This window comes from Gemmatirosa kalamazoonensis, assembly GCF_000522985.1.
GTDB lineage: Bacteria > Gemmatimonadota > Gemmatimonadetes > Gemmatimonadales > Gemmatimonadaceae > Gemmatirosa > Gemmatirosa kalamazoonensis.
In genome coordinates, this window is record NZ_CP007130.1 from 394,355 (window position 1) to 411,040 (window position 16,686).

Sequence of the window (16,686 nt, forward strand, 5' to 3'; positions counted from 1 at the left end):
GGTCTCAGCGCCAGACCGACGACGCCGAGGCCGCGGCCATCGCGTGCCATCGCCGCTCGTCGACGCCACGCACGAGCAGCCAGCCGATCGTCACCGCGCAGCCGAGCAGCGCGACGAGCGCGATCGGCACGAACAGACTGCCCCCGAGAGGCGGGTAGATGAACGCGAGCCAGCCCGCTCCGCCGACGAGGCCGAGCACACCGAGCGCGCGCGGCAGGAAAGTCGATCGCAGCATGAGCCAGCCGGTCAGCATCGTGGAGAGGCCGAGGAAGATGCAGGCCATGCCCGCACCCTGGCTGTTGATGCGAATCAGCAGGTACGCGATCGTCTCGAGCTGCTTCTGGCTGAACGCGGCGAGATACGACGAGCCGCCGAGCACGAACAGCGGCGCGTAGAAGAACAGGCGCGACAGGATCTTGATGCCGCTGCCGACGTAGCCGAACGCGGCCGCCATCCTCGCCAGGCCGCGGTCGACGGGCTTCAGCAGCTCGTACATGACCGCCGTCGTCGCCGTCTGACACGCCATCTCGAGCATGAAGATGGTGAACGCCGCGCGAACGACGGACGGATTCGCGACGATGTTGCGCGCGGTGGCGGCCGCATCGCCCGTGACGACGAGCCGGTCGGCGAGCACGCCCTGCGCGACGACGCCGCCGACGATCGTGGCGAGGAACAGCGCGCCGCTCCACCGGGCCATGGTTCTTGGCGACATGTCGGTCATGGACGGAACTCCAGGAGGTCTCCCGGCTGGCAGTCGAGCGCCGCGCAGATCGCCTCCAGCGTGGAGAAGCGGATCGCGCGCGCCTTGCCGGTCTTCAGCACGGACAGGTTCGCGAGCGTGATGTCGACGCGCTCGGACAGCTCGGTGAGCGTCATGCGGCGCGCGTGCAGCAGGTCGTCGAGTCGCACGAGGATCGGCATGTCAGACCGTGCCCTCGAGATCGTCGCGCATCCGCGTGCCGTGCTCGAAGACGCGCGCGAGCACGAACAGCAGCAGCACGGTGACCCAGCGCGACACGTCGAAGCGCCACTTGATGTCGATCGGAAAGCTCGGCGACGATATCGACGTCGCGATCGACATCACGGCGACGTTCAGCAGCGTCAGGCCGAGGACCGACCACGCGATGCGCTGCAGCCGCGCGGCGTTCTCGACGACGAACGGATCGCCCGCGCGCACCGTGTCGACGATCGCGAGCAGTCGCGAGAGCACCACGTGCGTGAGCGGAACCGCCGCGATCCCGATCAGCATGATCCCGCGCATGCCGAGGAGGATGGCCGCCCCGCCGTCCGACAGGCGCCCGCCGAGCGCCGTCGTGAGCCAGCTCGGGGCGACGAGGCTCATGACGAACAGCGCGAGGATCAGGACGCCCGCCGCGAGGTTCAGCGCGATAAGCACGTGGAGCACTCGGCGCGACAGGGACAGGGCATCCGGGTACGGCAGGGTCATGACGCGTCCTCCGAAGGGCGACCAGGGCTGGACCATCTCGATTATCGATATGTACGGCATCGATAATCGTGAGGTTTCAGGGCACGCCCCGGAAGCTCACCAGACGCCGGGCACGAGCCGGTGCCGGACGCGCGCCGCGTACGCCGTATACCCGGGCAGCTCGCGGCGCAGCAGGCGCTCCTCGAGGACGAGCCGGACGACGACCAGCGCCGTCGGGGCCACGGCGAGCGCCGCCGCGGTCCACGACCCGAGCCACAGCGCCTGGCCGACGAAGATCAGCGGGTCCGCGGCGTAGAACGGGTGCCGCACCACGCCGTACACGCCCGACGTCACGACTGCGTGCCGCTCGCGCTGCACCCGCACCTCGGCGACGGCGAACGCGTTCGCGCGCAGCGCGAGCCCCTTGATGACCCATCCCGCCGCGAACGCCGTGAGACCGACGACGGCGACGCCCGCCGGCACCGGAGCGAGCAGCCGCCACCGCGCGGCGTCCGCGGCGGCGACCGCCGGCAGGGCGAGGAACCCGAGCGCGAGGACGGCCGCGACGAGCAGGCGGTCGGCGCGCGGCTGGTCGCGATGGATCGGCAGCCGCGCGCGCTCGCGGAGCAGCGTCGGGTGCGCGAGGCGCACGGCGGCGACGCTCCACGCGCGCACGACGAGCATGACGGCGAGCAGCGTCCATGCGCGCGGCCACGCCACGGTCCGCGCGCCTGCGCCGATGCACGCGCCGATGAGGACCGCGTCCGCCACGACGCGGGCGAGCGCCTTCGACGTCACCGGATGATCGGGCGCACGGAGTCCACGGCCTCCCGTTGCGAGATGATCCGCCTGCCTCATCGTCGCAACCACGGACGGAGGTCCATGGTCACCGTATCGCGGCTTCCCCGAGCGGGGCTGGATCAACTCGGCGGCGCTGCGGCTGCTTCCGTGAGCGCCCCGCGTCACTCGGTGCGGAGCGCCACGATCGGATCGACCGCGCTCGCCCGCCGCGCGGGGATCCACACCGCGGCCGCCGCCACCGCGAGCACCACGAGGCCGATCGCGACGCCGAGCACCGGCGTGCGCGTCGGCGACCAGTGGAGCGCGCCGACGGCGTAGCGCGCCGCGAGCACGCTGAGCGGCAGCCCGACGACGAGGCCTGACGCACTCAACGCGAGCCCGCGCGCGAAGAACATGCGCACGACCTGGCCGCGCCCGGCGCCGAGCGCGGTGCGGATCCCGATCTCCGCCGTCCGCTGCGCGACGGCGAACGAGACCACCGCGTAGAGCCCCATCGCCGAGAGCAGCAGCGCGAGCAGGCCGCCGCCCGCGGCCGCGCCGCCGGCGCGCAGCACGTCGCGACGGAACGCCGCCTCGCGCTCGGCCATCGTCTGCGCGCGCACGATCGGGAGCTGCGGCGCCTCGGCCGCCACGGCGCGGCGCAGCGCGTCGAGCATCGGCGCCGCCGGTCCCGTCGTGCGCGCGAGCACGCCGGTGTTCATCGTCGCGTAGGGCACGTACACGCGGACCCGCGCGGCGTCGTCGTTCGGGCCGGCGGGGGCGGCCGCATCCACCACGCCGACCACCGTCATCGCGGTGCCCTGCCCGTCGTCCGATCCCGCGATGACGAGACGCCGGCCTAACGGATCCGCGGCGCCCCACAGCCGGCGCGCGATGTCGCTCGCGACGATCACGACGTCGTACGACAGCGGTCGCGCGGGGTCGTGCGTCGCGGGCGCGCGCTCGCCGTCCGTGAAGTCGCGCCCCCGTACCACGTGCACACCGAACGCGGCGAAGTAGCCGCGCGGCGCCGCCGTCAGCTGCGCGTCGAGCGCGCCGACCGCCGCGACGCCCGGCACGCGATCGTGGGGATGCACGACGAGCGGCGCGCCGATGGTTCCCATCTGCATCGGCACGGCGGCGACGACGCCCGGCACCGCGCCGACACGCGCCACGACGGCGTCGATGCGCGCCGCCAGCACGTCGGGCGACACGCGGCCGGCCCACGGGTCGAGCTCCACCTCGGCGATCCGGTCCGACACCGCGGACGGGGTGCGGTCGGCGGCGCCGGCGAGCATCGTCACGATCACGACGCCGAGCCCCACGAGCAGCGGCTGGGTGAGCGCGATCTGCACGACCACCAGGGCGCTCTGCAGCCGCGAGCGCGCCGCCGAGGTGGTGCGCGCCACGCCCTTCATCACCTCGCCGACGGACACGCGCGTCGCGTGCAGCGCCGGCGAGAGCCCGAACAGGACCCCCGTGACGAGGGCGACGGCGCACGTCGCGGCGGTCACGCGCCAGTCGACGACGAGCTGCACGTCCTCGAGCGCCGCGCCCGCGACGCGGATGCCGAGCGCCGTCACGGCGAGGCCGACGGCCGCCGCGGCGAGCGACAGCAGCACGCTCTCCGTGAGGAGCTGCCGGATCAGCCGCGTGCGTGGCGCGCCCAACGCGAGGCGCACGCCGATCTCGCGCCGGCGCGCGACGGCCAGGCCGACCATGAGCGCGCTCACGTTCGTGCAGGTGACGAGCAGCACGAGCAGCGCGAACCCGCCCGCCAGCGCGGCCGACACGATCTGGTCCGCCTGCTGGCTCACGCGGCTGTTCGCGGCGCGCATCGGCACGACGTCGGCGCCGATCGAGTCCGCACGCGCGCGCGCCGCGATGGCCGCGACGACCGGCGCGGCGGCCGCCGTCGTCACGCCGGGCCGCAGCCGCGCGAACGCGGACAGGAACAGGCTGTCGGCACCGGCGAACACCGCGGCGGTGCGCTTCTGCAGCAGCGGGTACGCGGCGAGCGGCACCCACATCGTCATGGCGCCGCTCCCCGGCGCACCGCCGCCAGTGCCGACGAAGCGCGGCGGCGCGACGCCGACGATCTCCACCGGCACCTCGTTGATGCGCACGACGCGGCCGATCACGTCGCGCGCGCCGCCGAACCGCCGCCGCCACATCGCGTCGCTGATCACGGCGGTGGGCGACGTCGTCAGCCGCGTGACGTCCGGCTCCGCGGGCGGCACGGTGCCTAACGCGGGCCTGACGCCGAGCACGTCGAAGTAGTTCGGCGTCACGAAGACGACGCGCGCGGCGACCGGATCGGACGGCGCGCCGGCAAGGTCGACGAGCGCCGTCTCGTTCGCGTGCGCGGCGACGCGGTCGAACAGCTCGGTGCGGGCGGCGTACGCCTGCACCTCGGGCCACGAGAGCAGGCGCGCCTGCGCGCTCGTCGTGCGTGTGGCGCGCACGGATCCGCGCACGCGCACGAGCGCCGCGTCGCGCGCGATCCCCGGCGCGGGGAGCGTGGCGAGCGAGTTCATGACCGTGAACAGCACCACGTTCGTGCCGAGGCCCAGCGACAGCACGAGCAGCATCGTGACGGTCGCCATCGGCGTGTGCCGGAAGTGGCGCACCGCGTAGCTCGCGTCGGCGGCGAGGCGCTCGATCCACGGCAGGCCGCGCTGCGCGTGCACGAGCCGCGCGGCCTGCGTGAGCCCGCCCGACTCGACGAGCGCTCGGCGGCGGGCCTCGTCGGGCGGCAGGCCGCGGCGGACGTACTCCTCGGTCGCCATCGCGAGATGCGCTTCCATCTCCGCGCGCAGCTCGTCGTCGGCGCGGTCGTGGCCGCGGAGCGTCGCGCGCAGCCGCGACAGCGTTCCCCGGACGATGCCGACGACGCTCACGAGGCCTCCGGCTTCAGCGCGAAGAACGCCGCGATGAGGTCGGAGGTCCGCTGCCACTCCTGCGCCTCGCGCGCGAGCGCGCGCCGCCCCGCGGGCGTGAGCGCGTAGAACTTCGCGCGGCGGTTGTTCTCCGACTGGCCCCACGACGCCGCGACGAACCCCTCCTGCTCCAGCTTGAGGAGCGCGGGATAGAGCGTGCCGTAGTTGAGCGTGAGCTGGCCGCGGCTCGTCTCCTCGATGCGACGCGCGATGCCGTAGCCGTGGAGCGGCCCGAGCACGTCGAGCGTCTTCAGGATCATGAGCGCCAGCGTCCCGGGCTGAACGTCGAGCTTCGCCGCCATGCGTCTCCTATGGGTTTCCCATATGAAAGTGCGACGGCCCCTCGAATCGCGCAAGCGTGCACGCTTCACTCGCAGGCCGCCTCGAGACGCGCGGCCCACCACGCCCACTCGCCGTCGGCGCCGGGGCGCCCGGCCGCGGCGGCGAGCGCCTTCGACCAGAGGAGCATCCGCGCACCGACGACGAGGCCCGCCCGCACGAGCCGCTCCCAGAGCGCGTCCGACAGCGGCGCGGCGAGTCGCGCCGTGAGCAGCGCGCGATATCGCGCGAGCGTCGCCTCTCGCGTGCGGGCGAGGCGGGTCGCGTTGACGGCGAGATACCATCCCACGTCGAGCGACGCCGGGCCGGCGCCGAGCAGCGCCCAGTCGAACGCGGCGACGCGCCCGTCGGGCAGCACCGCGAAGTTCGCGACCTTCGCGTCGCCGTGCAGCAGCGTGCGCGGCAATCCGTCCCACAGCCACGCCGCCTCGGCCGCCGGAGCGGTCAGCACGCTCGCGACGCGCGGCGGGAGTCGCTGCAGCGCGGCCGCCCATCCATCGGTGACGCTGGCGCGCAGCGCATCCGGGAGCACGGCACGCGCGTCGGGGTCGGCCGCGCAGCGCGCATCGAGCACGCCGGCGAGGTGTTCCGGGCGCGCCAGCCACGGCAGCGCGAGCGTGGGGGACGACCAGAAGCGCGCGTGGAGCGCGGCGAGCGCGCCGAGCAGCCGCTCTTCCGCGGCCTCGTCGAGCGGCGCGCGCACGTCCGGGAACAGGTGCGCCGAGAGGTCGTCCATCACGAGCGCGATCTCGCCGCCGGCGCTGGCGAAGGCGACGTACGGGCACGCGAAGGCCTCCCAGATCGGGCCGAGCGCCGGCTCCGCGAGCATCGCCGCCTCGCGGCCGACCGTGTCGTCGGTTCGCCGTGCCGTCCAGTCGGTGGACGGTCTGGTGCGCTTCACCACCAGCGAGCGGCGGGCGCCCGATTCGAGCGTGAGCTCCAGCCGCTCGTGTCGCGCCTCCGTGAAGCCGACGGTGTGGAGCGGCGCCCGCGCGATCGCGCGCACCGGCCCCGCGAGCGCGGCGAGCGCGTCGGGGTCGGTCGTCTGGTCGGGCGTGGCGAAGCGGAGCGGCGCCATCGGGCCCTCCGTGCTCTCGGTGCCCCGCCGGGCGGGGTGGCGTGTGCCTAACATAACGACCGCGACGCCCGGGACGCGATCTCCGCGTCCCGGGCGTCGTCATGCGAGCCGGATCGGGTGCCGGCCGCGCGTCACGGGAAGTGGCGCGTGCACCCCTGCGGCGACGCGGCCTGCCAGTTCCGCTGCACGAGATAGTTCTTCCCGCCCAGCGTCATGTTCGCGATGGCGCCGTTAGGCGTCACGAACGTCTGGCCGAACGTCCACGCGCACTTGTCGGCGTTCTCCTGCGCCGGGTTGGCGCCGTCGTACCATCCATCGAAGTTGGGATCCGTCACGGCCTCGTCGAGCTCGTGCGCGAGCGCGTTCACCTCGATGTCCGCCGGCGTGTCGTTGTTCGGCGAGCCGCTGAGCGCGGAGCAGTGACTCGGCGCGTCGGCGAGGTACGGCATCACGACGTACTTCAGCGTGTTGTTGGTGTTGGGGTACGTGAACTTGCTGTGGTACGCGCAGTAGTCGCTCGGGAACCCGCCGCCGAGGTTGACGCCCGGCCCGGTGAACACCGCGTAGATCATCGACGGGTCGAACGCGATGTGATGGTTCTGGAGCGCGGTGACGATCTGGTCGCGCAGCACGAAGTCCGGGAGGACCGGGAGCGGCGCGATGTTCCACGCGAGAAAACCACTGTACTGCAGCTGGTTGGGCACCGGCCCGCCGAAGTCGTAGTACGTGGTCTCGATGTTCCAGTACGGCGTCCCGCCGAGGTTGCGCAGGAAGTGGCCGATGAGCGATCCGTCGAACGTGCCGGAACCCGACGTGCCCGGCACCGGGCCGTTCCGGTAGATCCGGCTCTGCGACATGTAGATCACGAACACCTTCGGCGAGTTCATCACCTGGCCGAGGTGCCAGACGATCGGGCTCGTGGAGAGCGTGCCGACGATGGACGGGCGCCCTGGCGCGTCGGTCGTGTCGCCGACCGCGAAGCCCGTGCGTGGGCGCGGCCGGTAGAGCCGCTGTGGGCCCGCGGCGGACTGGGGCTGGCTCGTTTCCGCGACGGTGGGCGGCGTCGTGCGCGGTGCGCCGCGCGGCTGCGTGGGGTGATCGGAGCACGCGATCGCCGCGGCGGCGACGGTGAGCGGGACGCACGAGGAGGCGAACGAGCGCGCGATCGTGCGCAGGGTCGGGCGGGACATGATGGGTCTCCGTGGTGGGGCGGAGAGGGCGTGATGGGGGGCGTCACGGCGCACGCGGGACGTGCCTCGAGGGTCTTCCGACCGGCGTCCTCTCCGCGTTCATGGGCTGTATGGAGGGACGCGACGTCATGCCCGCGAAGCGGACATCGCCGCCGCACACTCGACTCCATCACCGCGCCCGTACCGGTGGATGTGACGAGCCGTGCGCCCCGCGTCTTGTGCGCACCACGTCTTGATACGAGACTCTTATACCAGGATGCCGGATACGCTCCCGTTCCTCAAAGGCACGCTCGACGTGCTCGCGCTGAAGGCGCTCGCCTGGGCGCCGATGCACGGCTTCGAGCTCACGCGGTGGATCGAGGAGCGCTCGGGCGCCGCGTTCGTGCTCGACGAGGCGGCCGTGTACCAGGCGCTCTACCGCATGGAGACGCGCGGCCTCGTCGCCGCCGATTGGGGGACGAGCGAGAAGGGACGCCGCGCGCGCTACTACCGCCTCACCGCCGCCGGCCGCGCGCACCTGCGCCGCGAGGCGGCGCTGTGGCGGCGCTACGCCGAGGTCGTCGCCGCGATCCTCGAGGGCGCGTGAGCCGCGGCCGCCTAACGATCCGCCCCGGCATCCGGCGCGCGTTCCACCTCGCGGTGCGGCGCCGCGCGCGGGTCGAGCGCGACGTGCGCGAGGAGATCGAGCACCACGTCGCGCTCACCACCGAGCTGCTCGTCGCGCGCGGCCTCGCGCCCGAGGCCGCGCGCCGCGAGGCGCTGCGCCGGCTCGGCCGCGCCGACTCGGTCGACGACGTCCACCAGCGGCTCGTCGCCGCGGCACGCGAACGGGAGGCCCGCATGCGGATCCGCGAGTGGCTCGACGACGCCGTCACCGACCTGCGCTACGCCCTGCGCCAGCTCCGCCGCACGCCGGGATTCGCCGGCGCGGTGATCGCGACGTTCGCGCTCGGCATCGGCGCGAACGCCACCGTGTTCGGCCTCGTCGACCGGCTGCTGCTGCGCATGCCGGCGCACGTCGCGGCGCCGGAGCGCGTCTACCAGCTCGCGTCGCGCATGGTGTGGCACGCCGACACGAACATGCAGACGACGTTTCCGTACGCCACGTTCGCGGCGTTCCGCGACCGGCTCGCCGGCCCCGGGCGCGACGTGCAGCGCGTCGCCGCCGTGTCGTACGGCGTGGACGAGATGCCGATCGGGCGCGGCGAGCGTGCGCGCAGCGCCCGCGGCTCGCTCGTGAGCGCGGGCTACTTCGCGCTGCTCGGCGTGCAGCCCGCGCTCGGCCGCTTCTTCCGCGAGGACGAGGACGTGCCGCCGGTCGGCGCGCCGGTGGTCGTGGTGAGCGAGGGCTTCTGGCGGCGTGCGCTCGGCGCCGACCCCGCCGCGATCGGACGCGAGCTGGAGATCGGCCAGCGGCGCTACGCGATCGTCGGCGTCGCGCCGCGCGGGTTCACCGGCGTGAACCTCGGCAGCGTCGACCTGTGGCTGCCGATCGCGTCGGCCGAGGGACTGCGGTTCGGCGGCGCCGACTGGGCGACGACGCGACAGAGCACGTGGCTGCGCGTGTTCGTGCGCCTCGCGCCGGGCGCGACGCCGGAGCGCGTCGGCGCGCGCGCGACACCCGTGAACCTCGACGCGGGGGAGCCGCGCATGGCGCGGCTCGGCGGCGCGATCGTCCCGGTGCCGCTGCTCGCCGCGCTTCACGGCACGTCCGCCGGCGCGTCGGCGACGGCGGAGCTGCTCACCGGGCGCGTGGCGGCGCTGCTCGGCGCGGTGTCGGGGCTCGTGCTGCTCATCGCCTGCGCGAACGTGGCGAACCTGCTGCTCGCCCGCGCGCTGCGGCGGCGCGGCGAGATCGCCGTGCGGCTCGCGTTAGGCACGCGGACGTCGCGGCTCGTCCGGCAGCTCCTCGCGGAGAGCGTGCTGCTGTCGCTCGTCGGCGGCGCGGTCGCGCTGCTGCTCGCGACGTGGGGCGCGTCGGCGCTGCGCGCGCTGCTGTTCGGCGACCTCGCGTGGGACGACGCGCCGGTCGACGGCCGGGTGCTCGCGTTCACCGCGGCCGCGACGGTGATCACCGGGCTGCTGGCCGGCATCGTGCCCGCGCTGCAGGCGAGCCGGCCGGCGCTCGCCGCCACGCTCGTCGGCGGGAGCGGCCGCGGCGGCGTCGGCGTCCAGCGCTCGCGCTCGCGCACGGCGCTGCTCGCGCTGCAGGCGGCGCTCGCCGTCGTGCTGCTCGTCGGGACGGGCCTGTTCGTGCGCAGCCTGCGCAACCTGTACGACCTGCGGCTCGGGATGGAGCCCGCCCGGACGCTGCTCGCGACGATGGACCTCGAGTCGTTAGGCATGCCGCCGCGCGACGTCGACGCGCTCTACCGCCGCATGGAGGAGCGCGTGCGCGCGCTGCCCGGCGTGCAGAGCGCCGCCGTCGCGTGGACGGTGCCGGGCCGCGGATCGTGGGGCGACCGTGCGGTGGTGCCGGGGCGCGATTCGGTCCCGCTGCCGCCCGGCGGCGGCACGTACGTCAACGCGGTGCGCCCGGGCTTCTTCCGCGCGATGGGCACGCACATCCTGCGCGGCCGCGACTTCACCGACGCCGACGACGCGTCGTCGGCGCTCGTCGCGATCGTCAACGAGAGCCTCGCGCGGCGCGCGTGGCCGGGGCAGGACCCGATCGGGAAGTGCCTGAAGCTGGGCAGCGACACGATGCCGTGCCGCGTCGTGGTGGGCGTGTCGGAGAACTCGCGGCGGCAGGACTGGATCGAGGAGGAGATCCTGCACGTGCACCTGCCCCTGTCGCAGGCGCTGCGTGGGATGACGGGCCGCGTGCTCGTCGTGCGTCCCGCGGCGGGCGACCCACGGGCGGTGGCCGGGGCGGTGCGGCACGCGATGCAGACCGCCGCGCCCGCCCTTCCCTACGCCGACGTGCGGCCGCTCGACACGGTGTTCGCGTCGGAGCTGCGGCCGTGGCGCCTCGGCGCGGCGCTGTTCGGCGCGTTCGGCGTGCTCGCGGTGCTACTCGCCGGCGTCGGGCTGCACGGCGTGCTCGCGTTCAGCGTTGGCCAGCGGACGCGCGAGCTGGGCGTGCGCATGGCGCTCGGCGCGCGGCGCACGGTCGTCGTGCGCTCGGTCGTGCGGCAGGGGCTCGCGCTCGCTGGCCTGGGCGGCGTCGCCGGGCTCGCGCTGGCGTTAGGCGCGGCGCATCTCGTCGAGCCGCTGCTGTTCCGCGTGCCGGCGCTCGACCCCGGCGTGTTCGCGGGCGTGGCGGTGGTGCTGCTCGTCGTGGCGACGGCGGCCACGCTGCTCCCGGCGTGGCGCGCGACGCGCGTGGATCCGGCGGTGGTGCTGCGCGAGGAGTAGCGCGTCGTCGCGAGCGGCTTGCGCACCCGCGGCCCGCCACTAGCGTTCCCCGCCCACGCACTCGGCTGGGACGCGATGGGAGAGCCCATGCAGCGATTCGCGCACGACGTCCGCCTCGCGCTCCGGGGCTTCCGCCGCGCGCCGGCGTTCGCCGCGGGGACCGTCGCGATCCTCGCGTTAGGCATCGGCGTGGCGTCGGCCATGGCCGCGATCACCGACGCGGTGCTGCGCCGGCCGCTCCCGGTGACGGCGCCCGGGCGCATCGCCACCGTGTGGCCGACGCGCGCCGGCGTCGAGATCTCGCTCGTATCGGAGGATCTCGACGCGCTGCGGCACTCGACCCGAACGATGCGCGCCGTCGCCGGCTTCGTGCACTGGGGCGCGTTCCCGTTCGCACTCGTCGACGGGGACCGGCCGATGGTCCTGCCGCAGGGGCGCGTCACGGGCAATTTCTTCGACGTCCTCGACGCGAAGCCGGTGTTGGGCAGGCTGCTGCGCCCGGCGGACGACGTGGCCGGCGCGACGCCCGTGATCGTCCTGAGCTACGGCACGTGGCGCCGGCACTTCGGTGGGGATCCCGCGGTCCTCGGCCGCAAGCTGCACCTGACGTCGTTCGGCGTGGACGTGTCGATCGTCGGCGTGGCGCCGCCGGGGCTGGACTACCCTGCCGGGTCGGCCTACTGGTCGCCGTGCGCGACGACCGGCGGCTGCGTCGTCGATCTCGTGGCGCGCCTGATGCCCGGCGCGACCCCCGCCGCGGCCGGCGCGGAGGTTCTCGCGCTCATGCAGCGACGCGATCCCGAGCTGCGCGTGGACGGCGCCGAGACGCACGCGCTCACGGACGCGGTGGTGGGTCGCGTGCGCCCGGCGCTCGTCGTGCTCACCGTGGCCGCGGCGCTGCTGCTCCTCATCACCTGCGTGAACGTCGGCAGTCTGCTGCTCGTGCGCGGCGCGGGACGAACCCGGGAGCTCGCCGTGCGGCGCGCGATCGGCGCGAGCACCGGCGACGTCGCTCGACAGCTCGTGGTGGAGAGCGCGGTGCTCGGGGTCGCGGGCGGCGTCGCCGGCGCCGCGATGGCGACGGGGCTGCTCCGGCTGCTGCTCCTGATCGCGGCGGACCGTCTGCCGCGCGCCGACCTCGTGGGGCGAACGGGCGTGCCGATCGCGGTGTGCGTCGCCGTCACCGTGCTCACCGTGCTGCTCGCCGGGGCGCTGCCGGCGCTGGCGACCGCGCGCGCCGCGCCGGCCTCGCCGTTGCGGCTCGACGCCCGCGCTGGGCGCGAGAGCCGCGCCCGGCGCCGCGCTCGCGGTGGGCTCGTCGCCGTGCAGATGGCGCTCGCGATCCTCATGCTCGCCGGCGCGGGGCTGTTGAGCCGGAGCCTCGCGCGGCTGGAGCGGTTGGATCTCGGCTACCGGCCCGACGGCCTCGCGTTCGGGCAGATCGTCTTTCACGTGCCCGAGCGGGGCGCGTCCGGGGCGGAGTACATGACGTACTACGGGCCGCGCTTCGAGCAGGTGTTCGCGCGCATCCGGGCCATCCCGGGCGTCGTCGCCGTGACCCCGGTGCTGATCCCGCCGTTTCTCGGGCCTAACGTCTGGACGTGGAAGCCGGAGCTGCCGGGCCGGTCGGCCGCCGACGCCGAGGCGACGCCGATGATCCCCGTGGAGCTGGCCGGCGCGGAGTACTTCCGCACGTTAGGCATCCCCATCGTGCGCGGCCGCGGCTTCCTGGAGAGCGACCGCGAGGGCGCGCCGCGCGTCGCCGTCGTGAGCGAGGCGGCGGCGCGGCGGCTGTGGCCTAACGAGAGCCCCATCGGCAAGCGCCTCCGCTACGCGTCCCTCGACAGCACCGCGTGGCGCACCGTCGTCGGCGTCGTGGGCGACATCCACTATCGCAGCCTGCGCGAGGCGAGCCCCACGATCTTCCTGCCGTGGCGTCAGTCGCTGAACCAGGGGATGTTCGCGTTCCGCACGATCGGAGATCCGGCGGCGGTCTTTTCCGCGATCCGCCGCGCCGTGCACGACGTGAATCCCGACTTCGCGCTCTGGCAGCCGCAGACGATGGACGCGTACCTCGCGGCGCCCATGGCCCAGCCGCGAACGAGCGCCCTGCTCCTCTCCGGCTTCGCCGCGGTCGCGCTGCTGCTCGCGGCGGTCGGTCTGTACGGCGTCCTGGCGTCCACGGTCGGCGAGCGGACGCGCGAGCTCGGCGTGCGCTCCGCGCTCGGCGCGACGCCCGCCCGTCTGCGACGCGACGTCCTCGGCCACGCGCTCGTGGTGTGCGGCATCGGCGCGCTCGTCGGCCTCGGTGCCGCGCTCGTGTCGTCGCGCGTGCTCGCGTCGCTGCTGTTCGAGGTGAGCCCGGTCGATCCGGTGGCGATCGTGGGCGCCGCCGCGCTGCTGTTCGCCGTCGCGATCGTCGCCGCGTGGCTCCCGGCGCGGCGGGCGACGCGCATCGACCCCGCGCGAGCGCTGCGCGCGGACTGACGGAGGCAGCGACATGCCGATCGGGGTGCTCGTGGTGCACGGGATGGGCGAGCAGAGCGAGACGAGGTGACGTTCGAGCGCGGCTACTGGGCCGACCTGCTGAACGACCGCGGGCGCGAGCTGCTCGAGCAGATGCGCGTACTACGAGATCCACCGCCGGATCCTCGAGCGGTTGCGCGTGCTCCGCGCAAACCTCGGCGGCGTCGACGCGCCGCTCGTCGTCGTCGCGCACTCGCTCGGCAGCGTGATCGTGTCCGACTACGCGTGGGACGCGCAGCACCCCGAGACCGGCCGCTCGAAGGGCGACGACGACTTCGTGTGCATGCGCACGCTCGCGGGGCTGGTCACGTTCGGCAGCAACATCCCGCTGTTCACGCTCGCGCTCCCGCGCGTGATCGCGATCGCGCCGCCGAGGTCGAGCCCCCGGCTGTCGGATGCCGTGCGGGCGGTGGCGCGGTGGGAGAACTTCTACGTGTCGCACACCGCGTACTGGAGCGACCGCGACTTCCTGGGGCCGGCGGCGCGGCTCATCGGCGCGGTGGCACTCGCCGCGCGTCGGGGCGCGTGATCAGACGGCGAACCGCTCCTGCCGGTCGCGCGCCACATCCATCAGCCGCACGAACCGCGGCTCGCGCCGAAGGCTCTCGAACGACGGATCCACGCGCGCGAGGAAGTGATGGTTCACGAAGCCGCGGTCGACGGCGACCTCGAGCCAGCGCAGCGCGGACGCCGCATCCCCGGCGCGCGCGTAGCCGCCGGCCACGAACCGCGCGAACACGTCGGTCGCGTCGGCCGCCGCCTGCACCTCGGGCGAGAGCGGCGGGATCGGGAGCCCGTCGCGCACCCGCCTAACGGAACCGGCCAGGAAGCGCGCCACCTGCGCCGGCACCGTGTCGCGCACCTCCGGCGGGAACGAGGCGATCAGCCCGGGGATCGCGTCCTCCCGCTCGTTCAGCAGCAGCACCCAGACGTAGAACAGCCGCGCCATCGGGTTGCCGGGGTCCATCTCGAACATCTGTCCGTACGCGCCGAGCGCCGCGGCGCGGTCTCCCTCGAGCAGCGACGCCCACGCCGGCATGCAGCGGGTGAGCGGCGTCAGCGGGTCGATCGCCGCCACGCGCTCGAGCAGCGGCCGCGCCGCCGCGACGTGCCCGGAGATGAGATAGCAGTTGCTCAGCAGCAGCAGCGTGTCCGCGTCGTTCGGCTCCAGGTCGAGCGCCGACTTGAGATCGTGCACCGCGTGCTGCACGCGTGAGCGCGCGTAGTGGATCCATCCGCGGAGCTGCAGCGCCGCCGCCGACGCCGGCCCCATCGCGAAGATCTTCAGCGCGCACGCCTCGGCCTCCGCGAGGGGCGCCTCGCCGAAGTCGATCCCCGCCTCGCGGTACTGGAGGTGCGCGACGCCGAGCGCGGCGTACAGTCGCGCGTTCTCGCCGACGATCGCGAGGCCGTTGCGCAGGAGCTGGATCGCCTGGTCGATGGCATCCCTGCGCCACCGCCATCCCTGCTGCCGCGCGCGCAGGTAGCACGTGTACGCGTGCACGTCGTCGATCCCGCGGTCGAGCAGTCGCCGCTCCTCGTCGCTCGTCAGGCGCAGCTCGAGCGCGCCGACCACCACGCGCGCGACGCGCTCCTGGATCGCGAACACGTCCTCGACGCCGCCGTCGAACGTCTCCGCCCACAGGTAGCTGTCGGCGTCCGCGTCGATCAGCCGCGCGGCGACGCGCAGCCGGCCGCCCGCGCGTCGCACGCTGCCCTCGAGCAGGTAGCGCGCGCCGAGCGCACGGCCGATCGCCCGCGCGTCCTTCGCGGCGCCGCGAAACGTCGCCGACGACGTGCGCGAGATCACGCGCAGCGCGCGGATCCGGGAGAGGTCGGCGGTGATCTCGTCCGCGAGGCCGTCGGCGAAGTACGCGTTCTCGGGATCGGCGCTCAGGTTCGCGAACGAGAGCACCGCGATCGACGGTACGCGTGCCGGGCCCTCGGCGGCGCGCGGGGACGGGCGCGGGCGATCGAGGTCGCGGTGCCAGCGCTGCCACGCGTCGATCTCCGGCCGATACGCGTACACGCTGCCGAGCACGCGGTGCACGTGGCGGTGCACGGGGAGCCCCTCCTCGCGCTCCCAGCGTCGCACGGTGCGCACGCCGCGCTGCAGGTAGACGGCGATCTGCTTCCAGCCGTCGAGGCGGTCGGCGCGGTCCGCGTCCGCCGCGGGCGTCATCGCGACGTCACGCGGTGGGCCGCACGCGGCCGAAGTGGGCCATCGGCGCGGCGGCCCACCATGTCGTCTATGCCGTCCGACCGGCCTCCATACGTTCGGCGGAGATCCCACGCGCGACCGACTCTCACCAGGTACCGCTCATGATCTCCGCCCGCTCCGCCATCGCCGTCTTCGGCAGCATCGGCGCCGCCGTCCTGCACGACTGCAGCGCGCTCCTGCCGACCGAGTTCGGCACGACCGCGCCGTACGCGCCTCGGAGCGCCTCGGCCCAACGAGCCGCGAGCGTCGCGGGCGCGCGCTCCATCACCGTGAGCGGCGTCGGGACCGACGGCCTCACCACCGCCGTCGTTCATTCGACGAAGGCGACGCCGACCGGGATGATCCGGACGAGCACGGAGATCATCGAGCTGTCGGGAGATCTCAAGGGACGCGTCCTGTATCACGTCACGACGGTGCTGGACACGGTGCGCGGCACGCTCGTGAACACGGGCGACCAGGTCTACTCGGGCACGGTCGCCGGATCGGCGCCGGTGATGCTCCACGACGATCGGTTCCACTTCGAGGTCGACCTCAAGACCGGGCAGGAGCGGGGGCGCGTGTACCTGCTCGATCGCATCGCGGGGCCGAACGTCCGCTGCACGCTCGACGTGGTCGGCACCGGCCTGAACGCGCAGGGGAACCCCACCTTCACGTACCGCGGTGCATGCACGTTCGCCGAGGGCCGCCCGTGAAACCATGGCCCCTCGGTCGGCGACGGTCAAGCGACGTCGTCTCCGAGCGTGCACGCGCACGTGTAAGCGTGCCGGCAAGCGGCGGTGCCTAACGTCACGGCGTGCTCACCGCCCGCCTCGCGGGCTCCACCATCCGCC

Annotated in this window: 14 protein-coding genes; 5 read left to right on the plus strand and 9 right to left on the minus strand. The window is 74.1% G+C overall.

Going from position 1 to position 16,686, the window contains the following annotated elements:
• Positions 1-4: 4 nt before the first annotated feature.
• The 8 genes from J421_RS29495 to J421_RS29530 form a co-directional block, all read right to left on the minus strand.
• Complete coding sequence (locus tag J421_RS29495) at positions 5-721, minus strand: DUF4386 domain-containing protein (RefSeq protein ID WP_104023490.1); 717 nt, start codon at positions 719-721, stop codon at positions 5-7.
• Positions 718-921, minus strand: coding sequence for a helix-turn-helix domain-containing protein (locus tag J421_RS29500; RefSeq protein ID WP_025414727.1), 204 nt, complete (start codon positions 919-921; stop codon positions 718-720). Before J421_RS29500 ends, J421_RS29495 begins: the two co-directional genes overlap by 4 nt.
• A gap of 1 nt (position 922) precedes the next feature.
• The gene (locus tag J421_RS29505) at positions 923-1,447 is read right to left on the minus strand and encodes a DUF2975 domain-containing protein (RefSeq protein WP_158508983.1); all 525 of its coding nucleotides are present in this window, start codon (positions 1,445-1,447) and stop codon (positions 923-925) included.
• A 96-nt stretch (positions 1,448-1,543) separates the two neighbouring features.
• On the minus strand, positions 1,544-2,224 hold the full coding sequence (locus J421_RS29510) for a methyltransferase family protein (RefSeq protein WP_025414729.1): 681 nt from the start codon (positions 2,222-2,224) through the stop codon (positions 1,544-1,546).
• Positions 2,225-2,388: 164 nt separating this feature from the next.
• Positions 2,389-5,106 (minus strand): ABC transporter permease, encoded by a 2,718-nt coding sequence (locus tag J421_RS29515; RefSeq protein ID WP_025414730.1) that lies wholly within the window; start codon positions 5,104-5,106, stop codon positions 2,389-2,391.
• Entirely contained in the window at positions 5,103-5,447 is a 345-nt protein-coding gene (locus J421_RS29520; RefSeq protein ID WP_025414731.1) for a PadR family transcriptional regulator, read from the minus strand. Before J421_RS29520 ends, J421_RS29515 begins: the two co-directional genes overlap by 4 nt.
• 65 nt (positions 5,448-5,512) lie before the next feature.
• Complete coding sequence (locus J421_RS29525; protein ID WP_148306625.1) at positions 5,513-6,562, minus strand: phosphotransferase; 1,050 nt, start codon at positions 6,560-6,562, stop codon at positions 5,513-5,515.
• A gap of 131 nt (positions 6,563-6,693) precedes the next feature.
• The gene (locus tag J421_RS29530; protein ID WP_025414733.1) at positions 6,694-7,752 is read right to left on the minus strand and encodes a hypothetical protein; all 1,059 of its coding nucleotides are present in this window, start codon (positions 7,750-7,752) and stop codon (positions 6,694-6,696) included.
• A gap of 256 nt (positions 7,753-8,008) precedes the next feature.
• Here J421_RS29530 and J421_RS29535 point away from each other — a divergent pair, with 256 nt between their 5' ends.
• The 4 genes from J421_RS29535 to J421_RS29550 all read left to right on the plus strand — a co-directional run bounded on the left by J421_RS29535 (position 8,009) and on the right by J421_RS29550 (position 14,164).
• Positions 8,009-8,338, plus strand: coding sequence for a PadR family transcriptional regulator (locus J421_RS29535; protein ID WP_025414734.1), 330 nt, complete (start codon positions 8,009-8,011; stop codon positions 8,336-8,338).
• The gene (locus tag J421_RS29540) at positions 8,335-11,109 is read left to right on the plus strand and encodes an ADOP family duplicated permease (protein ID WP_025414735.1); all 2,775 of its coding nucleotides are present in this window, start codon (positions 8,335-8,337) and stop codon (positions 11,107-11,109) included. The genes J421_RS29535 and J421_RS29540 overlap by 4 nt, the downstream gene beginning before the upstream one ends.
• 87 nt (positions 11,110-11,196) lie before the next feature.
• Positions 11,197-13,596 carry an ADOP family duplicated permease gene (locus J421_RS29545; protein ID WP_025414736.1) on the plus strand — a complete coding sequence of 800 codons (2,400 nt, stop codon included), beginning with the start codon at positions 11,197-11,199 and terminating at the stop codon, positions 13,594-13,596.
• Between the two features lie 178 nt (positions 13,597-13,774).
• A complete protein-coding gene (locus J421_RS29550) occupies positions 13,775-14,164 on the plus strand; it encodes a hypothetical protein (protein ID WP_148306626.1) in 390 nt (129 codons plus the stop codon).
• On the opposite strand, the gene J421_RS29555 is transcribed toward J421_RS29550, so the two are convergent.
• Positions 14,165-15,817 carry a tetratricopeptide repeat protein gene (locus tag J421_RS29555; RefSeq protein ID WP_025414738.1) on the minus strand — a complete coding sequence of 551 codons (1,653 nt, stop codon included), beginning with the start codon at positions 15,815-15,817 and terminating at the stop codon, positions 14,165-14,167. It abuts the gene before it with no gap.
• Between the two features lie 140 nt (positions 15,818-15,957).
• On the opposite strand from J421_RS29555, the gene J421_RS29560 reads away from it, so the two are divergent.
• Positions 15,958-16,548, plus strand: a complete 591-nt coding sequence (locus J421_RS29560; protein WP_025414739.1) for a hypothetical protein — start codon at positions 15,958-15,960, stop codon at positions 16,546-16,548.
• Positions 16,549-16,686 lie beyond the last annotated feature (138 nt).

Coding starts and splice junctions, on each gene's coding strand:
- J421_RS29505 (WP_158508983.1), bottom strand. CDS start 1,447: ATGACCCTGCCGTACCCGGATGCCCTGTCCCTGTCGCGCCGAGTGCTC.
- J421_RS29520 (WP_025414731.1), bottom strand. CDS start 5,447: ATGGCGGCGAAGCTCGACGTTCAGCCCGGGACGCTGGCGCTCATGATC.
- J421_RS29500 (WP_025414727.1), bottom strand. CDS start 921: ATGCCGATCCTCGTGCGACTCGACGACCTGCTGCACGCGCGCCGCATG.
- J421_RS29560 (WP_025414739.1), top strand. CDS start 15,958: ATGATCTCCGCCCGCTCCGCCATCGCCGTCTTCGGCAGCATCGGCGCC.
- J421_RS29530 (WP_025414733.1), bottom strand. CDS start 7,752: ATGTCCCGCCCGACCCTGCGCACGATCGCGCGCTCGTTCGCCTCCTCG.
- J421_RS29545 (WP_025414736.1), top strand. CDS start 11,197: ATGCAGCGATTCGCGCACGACGTCCGCCTCGCGCTCCGGGGCTTCCGC.
- J421_RS29555 (WP_025414738.1), bottom strand. CDS start 15,817: ATGACGCCCGCGGCGGACGCGGACCGCGCCGACCGCCTCGACGGCTGG.
- J421_RS29495 (WP_104023490.1), bottom strand. CDS start 721: ATGACCGACATGTCGCCAAGAACCATGGCCCGGTGGAGCGGCGCGCTG.
- J421_RS29535 (WP_025414734.1), top strand. CDS start 8,009: ATGCCGGATACGCTCCCGTTCCTCAAAGGCACGCTCGACGTGCTCGCG.
- J421_RS29525 (WP_148306625.1), bottom strand. CDS start 6,562: ATGGCGCCGCTCCGCTTCGCCACGCCCGACCAGACGACCGACCCCGAC.